Origin of the sequence: Aestuariivirga litoralis (assembly GCF_003234965.1) — a bacterium.
GTDB classification, from domain to species: Bacteria; Pseudomonadota; Alphaproteobacteria; order Rhizobiales; family Aestuariivirgaceae; genus Aestuariivirga; species Aestuariivirga litoralis.
In genome coordinates this window covers 212,470-230,189 of record NZ_QKVK01000007.1, presented here as the reverse complement: position 1 = coordinate 230,189, position 17,720 = coordinate 212,470, and the positions used below count along the sequence as shown (strand labels likewise).

Sequence of the window (17,720 nt, the reverse complement as noted above, 5' to 3'; positions counted from 1 at the left end):
TTGTTCTCCTTCGGTCAGCCCGGATATTGCGCCAGGCCGAAACCCGGCTGTCTTGTTGAAAGCTTTGAGCCGCGCACCAGAGGTCCGATGACGGCGAGGGTTGCGAACAAAAGCACGATTTCGATCTGGTACACCGCCACATAGCCCGCGGCCGGGCCGGTGGTCGCGGAACCGAGGTCGCCGTTCATGGCCATGCCTGACACGGCGTCGCGCAGCAGGCCGCTGAGCCCGACGCCGAGGCCTGCCGCCGTTGCCTGCACGCCGCCCCAGGCTCCGAGTGCGAAGCCGCTCATCGTGCCTGATCCACTGGAGGCAAGATCCATCGCAGCCGTCAGCATGCCGACCGAAAACAGTCCGCCGCCCAGCCCGATGAAGAAGACGCCCGTCTGGAACAACGAGACGACCGACAGCACCGGAGAGAAGATGACGGCGGCGAAGGCGAAGATCCCCGCCAGGATGCCGAGGGAGGCAAGGCGATAGGGGTCGCCGCCATGTCCGAGGCGGCGGGCCGAGATGGCGAAGCCTGCCAGGGTTCCCAGCGCCATGGTGGCCGTGAGCCACGTGGTCTGCCCGACATTGAGGCCGAATACCTGGCCGCCAAACGGCTCGAGCAGGATATCCTGCATCGAAAAGGCGGCTGAACCGAGACCCACCCCGATCAGCAGGCGCTTTGCACGTCCTGCGCCACTGAATTGCCGCCAGGCCTCGCTGAAGCTGATGCGCGCTGCGTCGCGTGATGTCAGGGCGGGGTTGCGTGCCTCCTGCTTCCACATGGCAACGCCGTTCAGCACCACCGTCAGCACGGCAACACCCTGGATGATCTGGATCAGCTGCTTCGCGGTGAAGTCATGCAGCAGGCTGCCGAACACGAGTGCGCTCACCACCATGCCGGCGAGCAGCATGACATAGAGCAGGGCAACGACGCGTGGCCGGGTTTCCTCCGAGGCGAGGTCGTTTGCGAGCGCCAGCCCCGCCGTCTGCGTGGTGTTGATTCCCGCACCGATCAGCAGGAAGGCCAGTGCGGCGCCGATCTCGCCCCACACGGCCGGGCCGTGGCCGTTGCCCGTCAGCACCAGAAGCGCAAAAGGCAGGATGGCGAAGCCGCCGAACTGCATCATCGTGCCGAACCAGATATAGGGCACGCGCCGCCAGCCCAGCACCGACTTGTGGGTGTCCGACTTGAAGCCGATCAATGCGCGGAAGGGCGCGATCAGCACGGGGATCGACACCATCAGCCCGACGAGCCAGGCCGGCACGCCGAGTTCGACGATCATCACGCGGTTCAGCGTTCCGGTCAGCAGCACCAGGGCCATGCCGACGGAGACCTGGAACAGCGACAGCCGCAAGAGCCGGGACAGGGGGAGCTCCCTGGTCGCGGCATCGGCGAAGGGCAGGAATCGCGGACCGATCTGCTGCAGCGCCGATATCATCTTGCGGTTGATGCTCCTCATGTGCGCTTCAGCTCCTGCGCATGGGAGATATAGAAGCCGCTGGAAACCCGTGCGTTGCGGCCGGGCCGCCAGTCGCCGAGATGTTCCGAGCGGCTGATGCCACGGTACAGCGACGACGTCGCATGCGGAACAATGCGCGGCGACCGATCGCTGCGCGGGAAGGCCTTGCCGACGAAGTGCATGGCTGCCAGTGCCGGTGTCCTCGGTGCGTAAGTGAAGTGCACGCCGCTGCGGCTCATCTCGGCAAGCCTTGCAAGCATTCCCACCATGTCCGGCAGGCTGTAGTGAATGAGCGAGTCCATCGCCACCACGTGGTCGAATGTTCCATGCTTCTTGTCCAGCATGTCACCGGCGATGAAGTGAATCCGGCCGTGCCCCAGCCTCTCCGGCAGGCGCTCCTTGGCGATGCCGATCAATGTGGGCGAGATGTCGACGGCCGTGACGTCGGCACCCCGCTTCGCGGCCTCGACCGCCAGCGCGCCCGTGCCGCAGCCGGCATCGAGGATGCGGGCGCCACGCAGGTCTTCGGGCAGGAAGGAGAGGAGGGTGCTGCGCATCCGGTCGCGGCCCGCGCGCACGGTGGCGCGGATGCCTGACACCGGCGCATCCGAGGTCAGTTTCTGCCAGGCATGCGCGGCCGTCCGGTCGAAGTAGGTCTCGATCTCGCCGCGCCGCTCGAGGTAGCTGTCGCTCATCAGTCGAACCCCAGGAAATCGAAGATGTCGCGGTCCTTCATGGACTTCGCGTCGCACGGCTCGTATCCCGCCCAAAGCTGGGCGGCGAGGCGCATGTACTCATTCTGGACGTGGTCCACTTCCGGGGACGACGGCATCTCGAACAGCGTGGATTTCTTGAGACGGCTCAGGCGGATGGCGTCGACATCCGGCAGGTGCGCGATGCGGCGCAGGCCGGTCGCCTCGGCGAAGCGGTCGATCTGGTCGGTATCCTTCGAGCGGTTGGCGATGACGCCGCCCACCCGGACGCCGTAATTCTTTGCCTTTGCATTGATCGCCGCAACGATGCGGTTCATGGCGAAGATCGAGTCGAAGTCGTTGGCCGTCACGATCAGAGCCCGGTCGGCATGCTGCAGGGGCGAAGCGAAGCCGCCGCAGACGACGTCCCCCAGCACGTCGAAGATCACGACATCGGTGTCTTCCAGCAGGTGATGCTCCTTCAGCAGCTTCACCGTCTGCCCGACGACATAGCCACCGCAGCCTGTTCCGGCCGGCGGGCCTCCGGCCTCGACGCACATCACGCCATTGTAGCCCTCGAATACGAAATCCTCCGGGCGGAGTTCCTCGGAATGGAAATCCACCTGTTCGAGGATGTCGATCACGGTTGGGACGAGGCTCTTGGTGAGCGTGAAGGTCGAGTCATGCTTCGGATCGCAGCCGATCTGCAGCACGCGCTTGCCCAGCTTCGAGAAGGCAACCGAGAGGTTCGAGGACGTCGTGCTCTTGCCGATGCCACCCTTGCCATAGACCGAGAAGACCTTCGCCGTGCCGATGCTGGCGGTGGGGTCGAGGTGCACCTGCACGCTGCCGTCGCCATCCTCGCGCGGGTTTCGGGATTTCGGCTTGCGATCGATCACCAATGTCATGCCGCTACCTCCACCCCAATGCCTTCGAGCCTGTCTTCAAGTTCTTCCCCGGCGCGTTCGAGCGCTGCGAGGGTCTCCGCGTCGGGCGACCAGAAGTCGCGCCGCTGTGCTTCGAGCAATCTGTTGACCACCTTCATCGCCGCCTTCGGGTTCAGCGAGGCGAGCCGGTCACGCATCCTTTCGTCGAGGACATAGGTCTGCGTGAATTGCTGGTAGACCCACGGCGCCACCTGGCCCGTGGTGGCAGACCAGCCCACCGTGTTGGTGAGGTGGCATTCGATGTGGCGAACGCCCTCGTGGCCGTGCTTGAGCATGCCCTCGTACCACTTGGGGTTCAGCACGCGCGTGCGGCTTTCGAGGGCCACCTGGTCGGCGAGGGTCCGGACGACCCCCGCGCCGCGCGTCTGGTCGCCGATATAGACGGGCACGGCACTGCCGCGCTGCTTCTCCGCCGCCCGGCTGATGCCGCCCAGCGAGTCGAAATAGTGATCGATGGTGGTGACGCCGAGTTCGACGCTCTCGAGGTTCTGATAGGCAAGATCGACGCCGGACAGCACCGCCGCCATGAGCTGCGATTGCTGTGCGACCTGGCCAGAGCGGCCATGGGCAAAGCTCTTGCGCTTGGCAAAGAGGTCGCCCAGTTCGTCCTCGTCTTCCCAGCGCCCGCTGTCGACCAGCATGTTGACGTTCGATCCGTAGGCGCCATCGGCATTGGAGAAGACGCGCAGCGCCGCTGTCTCCAGGTCACAGCCCGTTGCCGCCATGTGTGCCAGCGCATGTTTGCGGATGAAGTTCCGGCTCTCCGGCTCGTCGGCAGAAGCGGCGAGCCAGCAGGCCTCAGCCAGCATCCGGGTTTGCAGCGGCAGCAGGTCGCGGAAGATGCCGGACAGTGTCAGCATCACGTCGACGCGGGGCCGGCCCAGTTCCTCCAGCGGCAGGAGGCTGGCGCCGCAAAGGCGGCCGAAGCTGTCGAAGCGCGGTGCCGCACCCAGCAGTGCCAGCGCCTGGGCGATCGGGCCGCCCTCGCTCTTGAGGTTGTCGGTACCCCACAGCACCAGCGCCACCGTCTCGGGCAGCGGCTTGCCGCTGGCAACATGCGTGTCCAGCAGCAATTGTGCCTGCCGTGCACCATCCTTCACCGCGAAGGCGGACGGAATGCGGAACGGGTCGAAGCCATGCAGGTTGCGGCCGGTGGGCAGGATGTTGGGCGAGCGAAGCAGGTCGCCGCCGGGCACCGGGCGGATGAAGCGCGCATCGAGGGCCTTCAGCAAGCCTTCGATTTCGTGGTCCTCCGACAGCAGCCGGTCCATTTCCGCCAGGTCGGTGGCCGTTCCGGCCTCGGCAACGCTCGCCAGGGTTTCGCGCCTGGCGTCGGCGTCCATGGCCTGGCCGACGACGTGCAGCCCGTGGGGGATCAGCGTGTATTCGAGTTCGAGAACCTGCTGCTGCAGCGCGTGAACCTGCGTCTCGGGGTCGTTCCACGCCGGCTCCGCGGTCGCCAGGTCCACCGTCGCAGCCTGCGCCTGGATCAGCAGGGCGAGATCGTGCCGTTCCGACGCTGCCGGTTCCAGGCTGCGCCACCGTCCGATCGATGCCTTGAGATCGGCGAGGCCGCGGTAAAGGCCTGCCTGCGCCAGTGGCGGGGTGAGGTAGCTCACCAGCGTCGCACCCGCGCGGCGCTTGGCGATGGTGCCTTCCGAGGGATTGTTTGCGGCATAGAGGTAGAGGTTCGGCAGGTCGCCGATCAGCCGGTCGGGCCAGCACTGGGCCGACAGGCCGGACTGCTTGCCGGGCATGAATTCCAGCGCACCATGCGTTCCGAAATGCAGCACCGCATGGGCGCCGAAATCCTCGCGCAGATAGCGGTAGAAGGCAGAGAAGGCATGGGTGGGCGTGAAGCTCTTCTCGAACAGAAGCCGCATCGGGTCGCCCTCGTATCCGAAGGCAGGCTGGATGCCCACCAGCACGTTGCCGAAGCGCTCGCCCAGGACGTGGATCGAGGAGCCATCGGCTTGCTGCCGGCCGGGGGCGGGTCCCCACTGCGCCTCGATCTCGCGCAGATGCGTCTCGCGCCGCACATGGTCATCCGCGGCGATGCGGTGAATGACGTTGGCATCCGATCCGAAACGCTCGGCATTGCCCTTGAGAATGCGCGCCTGCAGTTCCTCGACGGAGGCGGGAACCTCTACGTCGTATCCGTCTGCCTTCATGGCGGCCAGCGTGTTGAACAGTGACTCGAAGACAGAGAGGAAAGCCGCCGTGCCAACGGCGCCGGCATTCGGCGGAAAATTGAACAGCACGATGGCGATCTTGCGCTCGGCCTTGGCGGCCTGCCGCAAGGCCACCTGCCTTGCCACGCGGGCCGCCAGCATCGAGGCCCGTTCGGCCTGAACGCGCATGCCCCGCTCGCCCTGGTCGACGACCGAGCGCCCGCCAAAGACGACGCCGCCGGCAGCGCCGTCGAGCTCCGGAATGGCGATCATCATCGTCGTCTCGATGGGGTGAAGCCCGCGTTCGGACTCCTCCCACTCCTCGAGTGTCTGGAACTCCACCGGCTGGGCGGCAAGATAGGGCACATCCAGCTTCACCAGCATGTCTTCCGCCGCCCGCGCATCATTGTAGGCGGGGCCGCCCACCAGCGAGAAGCCGGAGAGCGAGACCAGCGCGTCGATCGCCGGCCTGCCGTTCCTCATGAAGAAGCGCTCGATCGCCGGGCGCTGGTCGAGACCCGTGGCAAAGGCGGGAATGACCTTGAGGCCACGCGACTCGAAGGCCGCGATCACGCCGTCGTAATGCGCAGTGTCGCCCGACAGCACGTAGGAGCGCATCAGCAGCAGGCCCACGGTGCCCTTGCGCACGGTGGGAGGCGAGGGCAGGTCGTCTGCCGTCTCACTCATGCGGTGCGCGAGCCGGGGGTGATAGACGCCGACTTCCGGATAGGTCTGTGGCTCGCGATAGGCGATGCCACGCAGGCCCTTGCGCGGGCCGTCGGCGAACTTCGAGATGAGGAAGCGGACCAGCTGGCCGATGTTCTCCTCGGACCCCGCCAGCCAATACTGCATGGCGAGGAAATAGGCCCGCACGTCCTGGGCGGAGCCGGGGATGAAGCGCAGGATCTTCGGCAGGCGCTTCAGCATGGCGAGTTGCTTCTCGCCGGCCGTCGCCTTCTCGGTATCCTTGTTGGTCTTGGCGCCGCGCAGTTTCTTCAGAAGGTTGACGATGGTGCCCTGGCTGCCGTTCATGCTGAAGCGGCCCATGCGGGTGAGCTTGATCACCTCGCCGGCCGACATGAAGCACACCATGGCGTCACAGGCGTCGCGCCGCGCCTGAAGCGCCGGCATCACCGCCTGGATGTGATCCTCCATGAACAGCATCGTAGCAATGACGATGTCGCCCTTGCCGATGTCCTCGATGCAGGCGGCAAGCATCTCGGGGTTTGCGCCCCAGTTCGATGCGGCATGGACGGAGAGCGTCAGCCCCGGCACCTGGCGTGCCAGCTGCGCGTTCACGCGCGCCACCGCACCCGTGATGTGGTTGTCCAGGGTGACGATCACCACATGGGCTTTCGCCCTATCGGCTGTAGTGTGCTTTGGCATCATACAGCGTCTCGATGGTGATGAGGGCAATCCCGCGTTCGGCTGCGAAGCGCTCGGTGTTGCGGCGCGCCTTGCCACGCACGAAGAACGGGATCTTCTGAAGTTCCTTCTCGGCCTCCGCAGCCCAGCCGCCCTGCGTCGGGCCGGGCGGGGGCGGTGCAGGCTCTGCGGGCTTGGTGGCGCCTGCGCCGAGGTGCGAGGCGGCCGCCTTGTCGTTGAATTCGAAGTCACCGCGGAACATGTGGAGAAGATGCTCCTCCAGCCCCATCATCAGCGGATGGACCCAGCTATCGAAAATGACATTGGCCCCCTCGAAGCCCATCTGCGGCGAATAGCGGGCGGGGAAATCCTGCACATGGACGGGGGCGGAGATCACGGCACAGGGGAAGCCCAGCTTCTTGGCGATGTGGCGTTCCATCTGGGTGCCGAGCACCAGTTCCGGCTGGAGTTCCGCAACCTTCGCCTCGACCTCGAGATAGTCGTCGGTGATCAGCGCCTCGAGGCCCAGCCTGGCGGCCGCCTCGCGAACCGGGCGCGCGAACTCGCGCGAGTAGGTGCCAAGCCCCACCACCTCGAAACCCAGTTCCTCCCGGGCGATTCGTGCTGCCGCCAGCGCATGCGTGGCGTCGCCGAAGATGAAGACGCGCTTGCCCGTCAGGTAGGTCGAGTCAACCGAGCGCGAATACCACGGCAGGCGCGAGGCTCCGGCCTTGTCCGCGGCATCGGCATCGAGGCCTGCCAGCGATGCCACCTGGGCGATGAAGTCACGCGTGGCGGAAACCCCGATGGGGACGATGCTGGTCATCGGCTGCTTGCAGTTGCGTTCCAGCCAGCGGCCTGCCGTCTCGGCCGTTTCCGGATAGAGCACGACATTGAACGAAGCCTCCGGAATGCGGCGGATGTCGTCGGGTGTCGCGTCCAGCGGAGCCACGACATTGATGGTCACACCCATCCTTTCAAGCAGCCGGGAAATCTCCGCGAGGTCGTCACGGTGGCGGAAACCGAGTGCCGTCGGCCCGAGTATGTTGCACGAGCGCGGGTTCGCTGCGGCGTCACGGCGCGGCACGCACAGCGCGCGCACGATCTGGTAGAAGGTCTCGGAAGCGCCCCAGTTCTCCTTCTTCTGGTAGGAGGGAAGCTCCAGCGGGATCACCGGCACCGGCAGCGCCAGCGCCTTGGCAAGCCCGCCCGGATCGTCCTGGATCAGTTCCGCCGTGCAGGAGGCGCCCACGATCATGGCCTGCGGCTTGAAGCGCTCATAGGCATCGGCAGCGGCGGTCTTGAACAGTTCGGCCGTATCCCCGCCAAGGTCACGGGCCTGGAAGGTGGTGTAGGTCACGGGCGGGCGGGCATTGCGGCGCTCGATCATGGTGAAGAGCAGGTCGGCATAGGTGTCGCCCTGCGGCGCGTGCAGCACATAATGCAGTCCGTCCATCGCCGTTGCGATGCGCATGGCGCCGATGTGCGGCGGGCCTTCATAGGTCCAGAGGGTGAGCTGCATGTCTAACCCCCCAACCGGGTGCGGCGGTCCATGGGGCGGGAGAACAGGCGGGCAAGGTCGCCGGCCTGTTCATAGCCATGGATCGGGGTGAACACGAGTTCGATGGACCACTTGGTGGTGAAGCCCTCGGCCTCCAGCGGGTTGGCGAGGCCCAGTCCGCAGACCACGAGATCCGGCTTCGCGGCGCGGCAGCGGTCGAGCTGCTTCTCGACGTCCTGTCCCTCGCTGACGACGGTGCCGGCGGGAAGCTGGCCGATCTCCTGGGCGAGATGCGCGCGCTGCAGGTAGGGTGTTCCCACCTCGACCGGCTCCATGCCCAGCTCCTGTGCCACGAAGCGGGCAAGCGGAATTTCGAGCTGCGAGTCGGGGAAGAAGAAGATGCGCTTGCCCTCGAGCATCGCGCGGTGCGGCTCCATCGCCAGCCTGGCGCGGATATGGCCGGCCTCGGTGGCGGCGCGCAGCTTCGCTTCGGGAATATCGAAGGCATCGGCCGCGGCCTTGAACCAGGCGGTGGTGCCCTCGGCGCCCAGCGGGAAGGGCGCGGGGATATGCACGGCGCCGCGTTCCTCGAGGGCGCGGGCCGTGTCGTTCAGGAAGGGCTGGGCGAGCAGGTATTTCGTGCCCGGTGCTATGGCAGGCATGGCGGCGGCGCTGCGCGCCGGCAGGAAGCCCACGTCGGTGAGGCCCATCTCGGCGAAGATCCGGCGGAACTGGTCTTCGGCGACGTCGGAGAGTGCCCCCGCCACAAGGAGCGGGGGCACATAGCCGTTGGCTGGAAGGGGGGAGAAGGGTACCAGCGCGGCTAAACAGGCGTCTTCTCCCTGGGTGAAGGTCGTCTCGATCCCGCTGCCGGAATAATTCAGCACACGGACCTTCGGGGAGTGAATCTGCGACAGGCGCGCAGCGGCGCGCTTCAGGTCGAGCTTGATCACCTCGGACGGGCAGGAGCCGACGAGGAACAGCATCTTGATGTCGGGGCGGCGCTCGAGAAGCCGGTTCACCACGCGGTCCAGCTCCGCGTCGATTTCGGACAGACCGGCAAGGTCGCGCTCGTCGATGATGGCGGTGGCAAAGCGCGGCTCGGCGAAGATCATCACGCCGGCAGCCGACTGGATGAGGTGGGCACAGGTGCGCGAGCCGACGACGAGGAAGAAGGCATCCTGGATCTTGCGGTGCAGCCAGACGATGCCGGTCAGCCCGCAGAACACTTCCCGCTGGCCGCGCTCGCGCAGCACCGGAATGTCGTTGCAGGAGGCGGGCGGTGCGCGGAAGGGAAGGTTCATGACGCCGCCCCCGCCGATTGCAGCCGGGCCGCCCTGAGCTTCAGCACGAACTGTGCCGCGTTGGTGACGTAGGCCGCATAGGCCACGAGTGCGAGCCACATCAGGCCGGTTTCGCTCATCCAGCCGTTCAGCAGGCTCAGGAGGTAGGCGGTGTGCAGCGCGATCACCCCGAAGCTCACCACGTCCTCCCAGAAGAAGGCGGGGGCGAAGAGATACTTGCCGAAGACGTCCTTCTCCCACAGCGAGCCGGTCACCATGATGGTGTAGAGCAGCAGCGTCTTGAGCACGACGGAGGCGTTGGCAATCGCGGCGCCGTCGCCCGTCAGCAGCGTCCGCAGGACGAGGCCGAGGCTGATCAGGAAAACGATGAACTGGAGGGGGGCGAGAATGCCCTGCACGAGCGTCCAGGGAGAGGAATCGCGGCGCTTCCGCTGGGCATCGGTGTAAAGCCCCGTCCGGATCTCGTGCTGGCCGCCTAGCACTTGCATCTTTGCTTCTCCCGGGCCCGCTGCACTCACCGTCGGAGACGGGGTGAAGGATTGCAGCCCTGTTGCGGAGGCTAGTCCCCATAAAAAAAAGTGTCAATACTTGTTGACGTCCAAAAAATGGTACATAGTATCTCTCGCTGGGGTAGTGCCCCGCACGCCGTGCGTGCCGCCGTCCGGACTGCCGGCCGGCCAATTCAGGGTCTGGACCGGGAGCGTTTTGCGACCTATGTGCTGCACGCTTGACGGTCTCACCGCTGCAGGAGGATCGGGGTGAACGACGCCTCTCCATTCCGCGTGCCGGGCATTTCCGGCGAACTGGTGGAAAGCTTCACCGGCTTCATCTGCGATGGCGATGAGGGCGATGCGGTCCAGGTCATCGAACAGCTGCTGGGTGCTGGTGTCCCGGCGGAAACGCTGATGCTGGAACTGCTTGCGCCCGCCGCGCGGCTGATGGGCGAGTGCTGGTGCGAGGACCGGCGCGATTTCGTCGAGGTGACGCTGGGCATGGCCCGCCTGCAGCAGCTGGTGCGCCAGTTCCGGTTGCCGGCCGTGCCGCGCAGCGAGCTGCGCGGCCATGCCTTACTGTTGCCGGTGCCAACCGAACAGCACACTTTCGGCCTGCGCATCGTCGAGGAGCACCTGCTGCGCGCCGGCTGGAACGTCACCTGCGTCCTGAAGGTCGATGAACCGGAGATTGCACGCCTCGTTGCCGCCGAGCCATATGATTTTGTAGGGTTTTCTGTAACCTCAGAACGGTTGCTTCCGGCGCTGAGGTCGGCTATCCGTTGCGTGAGAACGTCTTCACGGAACCAAGGCGTGCGAATCGCCGTTGGAGGTGTCCTGTTCGATGGACGCACGATCACGGCGCGTGACGTTGACGCCGACGCCATCGTGAGGGACGCGCAGGATGCCGTGGCCCGGGCCGATGCATGGTCCGGCCTGGTGGGTGTGGAGTGAGTATGGTGGAAACCGCCGCAGCTCATGGAAGGACAAGGACGTGACGCTCAAGAGCGTGCCCTCTCATCCGCGTGATCGGGAGGCCAGCCTCGCCGGGTTGCTGCAGCAGCTCGAGGCGGGGGAGTCTGCCCTTCTCCTCTCGGCCGCCGCCGACATTGCGCTGGTCATCAACCCCGACGGCACGCTGGGCGAGCGGATCTTCGCCGGCGCCGAGCTCCCGGCGGAGATCTTCGCCACCTGGCCTGGCAAGGCCTGGGCCGAGGTGTCGACCATCGAGAGCCGCCCCAAGATCGAGCAGATGCTGCAGGAGGCCGCCATGGGCCTGCCGCCGCGCTGGCGCCAGATCAACCACCAGCAGGCGGACGGCGCCGACATTCCGGTGCGCTACTGCGTGATGAAGGCGGGCAACGGCGGCCAGTTCGTGGCCATCGGGCGTGACCTTCGCCAGGTCGCCGCCGTGCAGCAGAAGCTGCTCGCCGCCGAGCAGTCGATCGAGCAGGAATATGCCAGGCTCCGCCACGCCGAAACCCGCTACCGCCTGCTGATGCAGGTGTCCTCCGAGGCGATCGTGGTGGTCGATTCGCGCACCGGCCGCATCGTCGAGGCCAATTCCGCCGCCGCCAACCTGATGAACAAGCCTCTGAAGCGGCTGGCCGGATCGCAATTCGCCGCGATGTTCGACGGCCCCGACGCGCCCAAGGTGGAAGAGCTGATGACGGCGCTGCGCGCCACCGGCCGGGCCGATGACGTGGCCCTCACGCTGGAGGGCCGCCAGCAGCAGGCGGTGCTGGGCGCCACCATCTTCCGGCAGGAAAACGCCAGCTTCTACCTCATGCGCCTGCAGCCCATGGCGGCGGGCGCCAGCGGCATCGTGGTGTCGCGCGGCCAGGCCGCCGTGGTCAACGCGCTGCGCGACCTGCCCGAGGCCTTCGTGGTGACCGACCTCGAGCGCCGCATCATCTCGGCCAATGCCGCCTTCCTCGACGCCGCCCAGCTGGGCTCCGAGGAGCAGGCGCGCGGCGAGCCGATCGACCGCTGGATGGGCCGTGCCGGTGTCGATGTTTCGGTGCTGTTCAACAGCCTCGCGGAGAACGGCGCGGTGCGCCAGTTCCAGACCGTGCTGCGCGGCCAGTTCGGCACGACGGAGGACGTGGAGGTCTCGGCCGTCGCCTCGCCGCCCGCTGCCCCCACCTGCTACGGCTTCTCCATCCGCCGCGCCAGCCGCCGCGCCGCCGAGCCCGAATCGAACCGCCGCACCCTGCTGCGCTCGGTCGACGAGATGACCAAGCTCGTCGGCAAGGTGCCGCTGAAGGACCTGGTGCGCGAAACCACCGACATCATCGAACGCTTGTGCATCGAGGCCGCCCTGCAGCTCTCCGACAACAACCGCGCCAGCGCCGCCGACATGCTCGGCCTCTCCCGCCAGAGCCTTTACGTGAAGCTCCACCGCTACGGCATCGAGGACAAGTCGGGCCCCGAGGAAGAGTAGGCCAGCGCAAGTCCGGCGCCGAACCGCGCAGCACTCGCACTTCCCCTGCTTCTCTATTCCCTGAGGCGCGGGCTTGACCCGCGCATCCTTTCCCCGCCAGCCCAGAGGATGGCCGGCTCACGCCCGGCCACTATTGGGTTGGACGTGACGACGCGAGGCGCGGTGATGTATCCGTGCTCTGCCAACTTGCTCTGCGGATGCATTTTCGATGCAAAAAGGTTGCCGCCTTTGGCATGCTAATGCACGTAGAGGTGCAAACAAAACACCCTGTGCCTGTGGCACGCTGTACCACTCCGCAGATCTTTGCAAATGCCAGCAATTGTGCACTGCCAATGCGTTGACCTGAGCGAGTGTCAGAAGTTCGGGATTGCGATGCCCGCATTGTCTGATCGGTAGTCAGCGCGCCGTGGAACCTTCAGACTGCGATCTTAAGGTGCTCAGATGTTGCGGAAAAGTCGCTTCCCTTGGCCGTTATGATTTGTGCAATATTCAACAAATTGGGCACTTTCAGCGGATTGTGGCGCAGAAGATCTCTCTTCACCAAAGGTACTCCACGTTCGAGCAGAGCCTCAACAAAGCAGTGACTCGGATTCACAGGAGCATTCGTCACGAGTTGACTTTCTACATAGTCCAAGAACGCCTTTTCCCCTGGTCTAGCATTCACCCTGCCTGCGTGCAGTTTGAGCCACCCAAGCGCAAGCTGCTCATAGGGCGCGAAGCAATCTACCGTAATGCCTCGCTTGATCATATGCTGGGTGAAGCCGACCTCGCCCTTTCGGATGATCCGAGACCTGTCGGTTGTGTTGGGCAGATGCTCCCAGAACCGCCAGAACTGTAATGAGGAAAGAAGTTCCCCACTAAGTCTCAGAAAATAACTCTGGACGTGGTATGCAATTTCATAACTATCAGTCAGCCACCAGATCAATGCATCTGAACTTCTCGAAGCTTCAATGATATTGGTCAAGTCACCGAAGTAGCCGTAACATGAGTCGTTGGTTAGTATAACTTCGGCTGGATGAGCGCCCCGGGACTGCAAGTAGCGAAGCCCAAAGTGATAAGCACCGAAGTCATGCCCGATATTCTGTCTATGGAACTGAATCGTACAGAACGGTGACAATGTTTCCAGTGGCGGAGAGCCTACCGCATGAGAGACAAAAATGATGCGGTATCCACGGGCGCTGAGTGTTGCCAACTGCTCTCTGACATATCTGTGGATTGAGTTGCGAGAGTCAAAGTGCACGTAGATGCAGAATGAGTTTGAATCCTTGTTGGGATCCATGCCCTCCACACTTTTGCGTACCTCTCCGGAAATCGTCGAGACTGCTCGCTTTCTTAGGTCGGTGATGAAGAAATGTGTTCGCTGTGCGATCTCAGATCGTGGCATGGCAATTGACCATTCTTTCTAATTCGTTCAGATCGCAGAAGAGACTGACCTGCACGAATGTGTCTTCCACAGGCTAGATGCTCCTTACTGGTGTCGAGAGGCGTCTGATTCCAAGCTTTCACGAAGTGAGATGATGTACTGTTCTCTCGCAAACGGAAGGAAGTGAGCAGCTTCCTGGCCAAACTGCCTTTCGACTTCTACACGTCTCTCCAGCACCCTTATTGCAGCGTCGAGCATTCGGACTTTCGTTCGATAATCGCCTCTGGTGAAGCCTACATGCAGAGCTCCGAAGAGCAGGGCGTTGCCGAGCCATGAAGGGTACTGGTCCAGCAGCGTCATTGGTTGCTTGTTTTCTAACAGGCTTGAGATTTCGGGGCTCTCAAGTGAAATGCCGTATGCAGAGCGGGCCAGTTTCGACAGCTTGGCGTATGACGAAGTCGCCCTCTCGAAGTCTCGGGTATTCAGCGAATCCTTGAAAAGTCGGCAGAGGACGCCGGAGGAAAGATGCCTGTCGGGGGTGTCCGATATCTGCTCGAGATAAGCAAGATACATGGGCCAATCAAATCGATCGGTAGAGAAGGTGAGGCCCCTTGTTCGAGTCGCCCACACGTATGTTTGAACACCGTGGGTCGCAACCGTCACTTCAAGACCATGTTCCTCAAGCATCGACTTGAGAGCTGTTGGCGAAATGATGCAGTAGTGAAAGCCGGGAGAGAGAGCGCTCAGCAACTCCGACGGGTTCGCCGTTGAAGAGACCACCGATGGTGAGGGCGTGGTGAGGATCAGAGTACCGCTTTCACCCACCAGGGAGACGAGGCCATCCAGAAAGTTTTTGGGGGAAGCGGTATGCTCGATAACCTCGCTGCTGAAGACCACATCAAATGTCTCTTTGGGGTTTTCGGTGCGGAAGGTCTCGAGGTCGATGGATCTATTGTCTACTCCCAGCAACTGACGACCCAATTCGCCGTAACTCGAAGGTTCGAGGCCGATCGCGGTGTTTCCTAACCGTCTCCAGAAGTCGACAACGAAACCGAAGCCTGATCCCACGTCGATCAGGGATCCACGGAGATGTGGTGCTACGGCCAGCAAAGGTTCCAGCATGCTGCTGATGCCAGCCCCGGCCTGAACGTAATCCAGCCAAAAGGCGCTGTTGGGTGCTATATCGGCATATGCGGATGCGGGTGATTGGCCATCAAAGTAAAGCGATCCGCAAGCGTGACACGAGAATAGATTGAGGTCGCCTTCGGCGCGCCTGACTATTAAATACAGTGAACTGTTTGTTGAGCGACAAACGCGACAAGACTCTACCGCCGACATCTTGTCCTTGAGATCAAATTCGATTTCCATGCGTTTTGACGCAACCAAAAATGTACCATATCACTTCAATTTAACATCTCTAAGTGCACACGTTAAGCGTGATTTTACAATAATGGCGGAAAAAACACGCTAAAGTAATGTGTGCGACATTCCTGTCGACGGAGACGCGGCAGGGTGGTGGTCATGGTAGCGGCGTTGAGGGGCGTTCGAAAACCGCGGCAAAGTGCGGATGTGTAGACTGCAATTTACGATCCGGAGGTGATACGGATCCAGTAGTCCACGCATTAGGCGAGATGGGAGAGGGCTGCGGACGGTCCGCGGAATGCTAGTCATTCAGCGCTTTCCATGTCGCCGCCCACATTCTTCAAAGTGTTACAGACGAAACAGGCTGTCAACATAGATTGACAACCAGTTCTGTCAGTTATAGCGTTTCGGGTCATGGCAAATCTCGCCTCCACCCGGCCTGCACCGTCGCTGCCGCAGCCTGCGGCGGTGGTGCAGTTGCTGAAGCCGGTGACGTGGTTTCCGCCCATGTGGGCGTTTGCCTGCGGGGCAGTGTCGTCCGGGGTTTCCCTGAGTGATCACTGGGGCTTGGTGCTGGCGGGCATGGCGCTGTCGGGGCCCCTGGTGTGCGGCACCAGCCAGGCGGTGAATGACTGGTTCGACCGGCATGTCGATGCCATCAACGAGCCGGGGCGGCCGATTCCCTCGGGGCGGATTCCCGGGCGCTGGGGGCTCTTCATCGCCGTCATCTGGACCGTGCTGTCGCTCGCCGTGGCGCTGGCGCTGGGGCCGGTGGTGTTCTGGGCGGCCGGTTTCGGCATGGCCATGGCCTGGGCCTATTCGGCGCCGCCGTTCCGCCTCAAGGGCAATGGCTGGTGGGGCAATGCCGCCGTGGGCCTGTGCTACGAGGGGCTGCCGTGGTTCACGGGGGCCGCCGTGCTGCTCTCCGCGGTGCCGGGCTGGGCGATCCTCGTGCTGGCGCTGCTCTATTCGGCCGGCGCGCATGGCATCATGACGCTCAACGACTTCAAGGCCATCGCCGGGGATACGCGGATGGGCGTGCGCTCGCTGCCGGTGCAGCTCGGCGTCGCGGGTGCGGCGCGCGTGGCCTGCGCGGTGATGGCGCTGCCGCAGGTGGCGGTGATCGGGCTTCTCGTCGTCTGGGGCAGGCCGCTCCATGCCGCGGCGGTGTCGGTGCTGCTGCTCGTGCAGCTGGTGATGATGCGGCGCTTCCTGGCCGAGCCGGTGCAGCGGGCGCTGTGGTATTCGGGCTTCGGCGTGCCGCTCTATGTTTCCGGCATGATGGTGAGCGCCTTCGCGCTCAGGGGGCTTGCATGACCTCGTGGCTGGGCATCGCGCGCTTCGGGCTGGTGCAGGCGGCGCTGGGCGCCATCGTGGTGCTGACCACCTCGACCATCAACCGCGTGATGATCGTGGAACTGGCGCTGCCGGCCATGGTGCCGGGGCTCCTGGTGACCTGGCATTACGCGCTGCAGGTGCTGAGGCCCTCCTGGGGCCATGGCTCCGACAAGGGCGGGCGGCGCACGCCGTGGATCATCGCCGGCATGGCGGCGCTGGCGCTCGGCGGCTTCGGCGCGGCGCTGTCGGTGCATGTCATGGCGCTGAACATGCTGGCGGGCATGGCGGTGGCGGTTGCCGCCTTCACGCTGATCGGGGCAGGGGTCGGGGCCGCGGGCACCTCGCTGCTCGTGCTGCTGGCCAGCCAGGTGGCGGAGGCGCGGCGCCCCGCGGCGGCCACCATCGTGTGGATCATGATGATCGCCGGCTTCATCGTCACCGCCGCGCTGGCCGGGCACTTCCTCGACCCGTTCTCGACCAGGAGGCTCCTTGCGGTGGCGGCCTGCATCTGTGCCGGCGCCTTCGCGCTGACGCTGCTCGCCGTGCGGGGGCTGGAGACGGCGCGCCCCGCGCCGCGCAGGGACGAGGCGAAGGTGCCGTTCCGCGCCGCCCTGTCCGAGGTCTGGGCCGACCGCACGGCGCGCCGCTTCGCCATCTTCATCTTCGTCTCGATGCTGGCCTATTCGGCGCAGGACCTGATCCTCGAGCCCTTCGCAGGCCTCGTCTTCGGGCTGACGCCGGGCCAGTCCACGGCGCTGTCGGGCGTGCAGAATTCCGGGGTGCTGCTCGGCATGGTGCTGGTGGGGGCGGCCTCGACGCTGCTGCCGCGGCTCATGAGCCTCAGGAGCTGGACGGTGGCGGGCTGCATCGGCTCGGCGCTGGCGCTGGCGCTCCTCGTCATGGCGGCCAGGGTGGGGCCGGGCTGGCCGCTGAAGCCATCGGTCTTCGCGCTCGGCTTCTGCAACGGCGTCTTCGCGGTGGCCGCCATCGGCTCGATGTTCAACATGGCCAGCAACGGCACCTCGCGCGAGGGCGTGCGCATGGGGCTGTTCGGCGCCGCGCAGGCCATTGCCTTCGGCATCGGCGGCTTTGCCGGAACGGTGCTGGCGGATGTCTCGCGGCTGGCCTTCGGCTCGCCGGTCATGGCCTATGCCACGGTCTTCGCGGTCGAGGCCTGCTTCTTCATCGCGGCGGCGCTGCTCGCTGCCGCCATCGGCAACCGGGACGGCTTCGGCGCGGCGGCGAACCCGCTGGTGCTGGCGGCGCGCCACCAGGCAAGCGGGAGTTAGCAC

General features: G+C 64.6%; 13 protein-coding genes. 4 read left to right on the top strand and 9 right to left on the bottom strand.

Translation table 11 applies throughout. From position 1 onward, the window contains the following. Positions 1-14: 14 nt before the first annotated feature. From DK847_RS15700 to bchF, 7 genes are read right to left on the bottom strand one after another with little or no spacing between them, the layout of a single operon-like run. On the bottom strand, positions 15-1,451 hold the full coding sequence (locus DK847_RS15700) for a PucC family protein (RefSeq protein WP_111199463.1): 1,437 nt from the start codon (positions 1,449-1,451) through the stop codon (positions 15-17). Continuing rightward, positions 1,448-2,149, bottom strand: a complete 702-nt coding sequence (gene bchM / locus DK847_RS15695) for a magnesium protoporphyrin IX methyltransferase (protein WP_111199523.1) — start codon at positions 2,147-2,149, stop codon at positions 1,448-1,450. Before bchM ends, DK847_RS15700 begins: the two co-directional genes overlap by 4 nt. After that, a complete protein-coding gene (gene bchL / locus DK847_RS15690; RefSeq protein ID WP_111199462.1) occupies positions 2,146-3,051 on the bottom strand; it encodes a ferredoxin:protochlorophyllide reductase (ATP-dependent) iron-sulfur ATP-binding protein in 906 nt (301 codons plus the stop codon). Before bchL ends, bchM begins: the two co-directional genes overlap by 4 nt. Further along, positions 3,048-6,647: a magnesium chelatase subunit H gene (locus DK847_RS15685; RefSeq protein WP_111199522.1), complete on the bottom strand. Its 3,600-nt coding sequence runs from the start codon at positions 6,645-6,647 to the stop codon at positions 3,048-3,050. The genes bchL and DK847_RS15685 overlap by 4 nt, the downstream gene beginning before the upstream one ends. Beyond that, a complete protein-coding gene (gene bchB / locus DK847_RS15680) occupies positions 6,622-8,148 on the bottom strand; it encodes a ferredoxin:protochlorophyllide reductase (ATP-dependent) subunit B (protein WP_111199461.1) in 1,527 nt (508 codons plus the stop codon). Before bchB ends, DK847_RS15685 begins: the two co-directional genes overlap by 26 nt. Positions 8,149-8,150: 2 nt before the next feature. Continuing rightward, positions 8,151-9,431, bottom strand: a complete 1,281-nt coding sequence (locus DK847_RS15675) for a ferredoxin:protochlorophyllide reductase (ATP-dependent) subunit N (protein WP_111199460.1) — start codon at positions 9,429-9,431, stop codon at positions 8,151-8,153. After that, positions 9,428-9,919, bottom strand: a complete 492-nt coding sequence (gene bchF, locus DK847_RS15670) for a 2-vinyl bacteriochlorophyllide hydratase (protein ID WP_111199459.1) — start codon at positions 9,917-9,919, stop codon at positions 9,428-9,430. Before bchF ends, DK847_RS15675 begins: the two co-directional genes overlap by 4 nt. Before the next feature lie 270 nt (positions 9,920-10,189). Here bchF and DK847_RS15665 point away from each other — a divergent pair, with 270 nt between their 5' ends. Both DK847_RS15665 and ppsR read left to right on the top strand, forming a co-directional pair. Continuing rightward, positions 10,190-10,876 carry a cobalamin B12-binding domain-containing protein gene (locus tag DK847_RS15665; protein WP_111199458.1) on the top strand — a complete coding sequence of 229 codons (687 nt, stop codon included), beginning with the start codon at positions 10,190-10,192 and terminating at the stop codon, positions 10,874-10,876. 40 nt (positions 10,877-10,916) lie between these two features. Continuing rightward, complete coding sequence (ppsR, locus tag DK847_RS15660; RefSeq protein WP_161957312.1) at positions 10,917-12,365, top strand: transcriptional regulator PpsR; 1,449 nt, start codon at positions 10,917-10,919, stop codon at positions 12,363-12,365. A 415-nt stretch (positions 12,366-12,780) separates the two neighbouring features. Here ppsR and DK847_RS15655 read toward each other — a convergent pair whose 3' ends face one another. Together DK847_RS15655 and DK847_RS15650 are read right to left on the bottom strand one after the other, a co-directional pair. After that, the gene (locus DK847_RS15655; RefSeq protein WP_161957311.1) at positions 12,781-13,644 is read right to left on the bottom strand and encodes a rhamnan synthesis F family protein; all 864 of its coding nucleotides are present in this window, start codon (positions 13,642-13,644) and stop codon (positions 12,781-12,783) included. Between the two features lie 189 nt (positions 13,645-13,833). Then, a complete protein-coding gene (locus tag DK847_RS15650; RefSeq protein WP_111199455.1) occupies positions 13,834-15,096 on the bottom strand; it encodes a class I SAM-dependent methyltransferase in 1,263 nt (420 codons plus the stop codon). A 408-nt stretch (positions 15,097-15,504) separates the two neighbouring features. Between DK847_RS15650 and chlG the strand changes: the two genes are divergently transcribed. Then, complete coding sequence (chlG, locus tag DK847_RS15645) at positions 15,505-16,407, top strand: chlorophyll synthase ChlG (RefSeq protein WP_111199454.1); 903 nt, start codon at positions 15,505-15,507, stop codon at positions 16,405-16,407. Then, entirely contained in the window at positions 16,404-17,717 is a 1,314-nt protein-coding gene (locus tag DK847_RS15640; RefSeq protein ID WP_111199453.1) for a BCD family MFS transporter, read from the top strand. The genes chlG and DK847_RS15640 overlap by 4 nt, the downstream gene beginning before the upstream one ends. Positions 17,718-17,720: the final 3 nt, after the last annotated feature.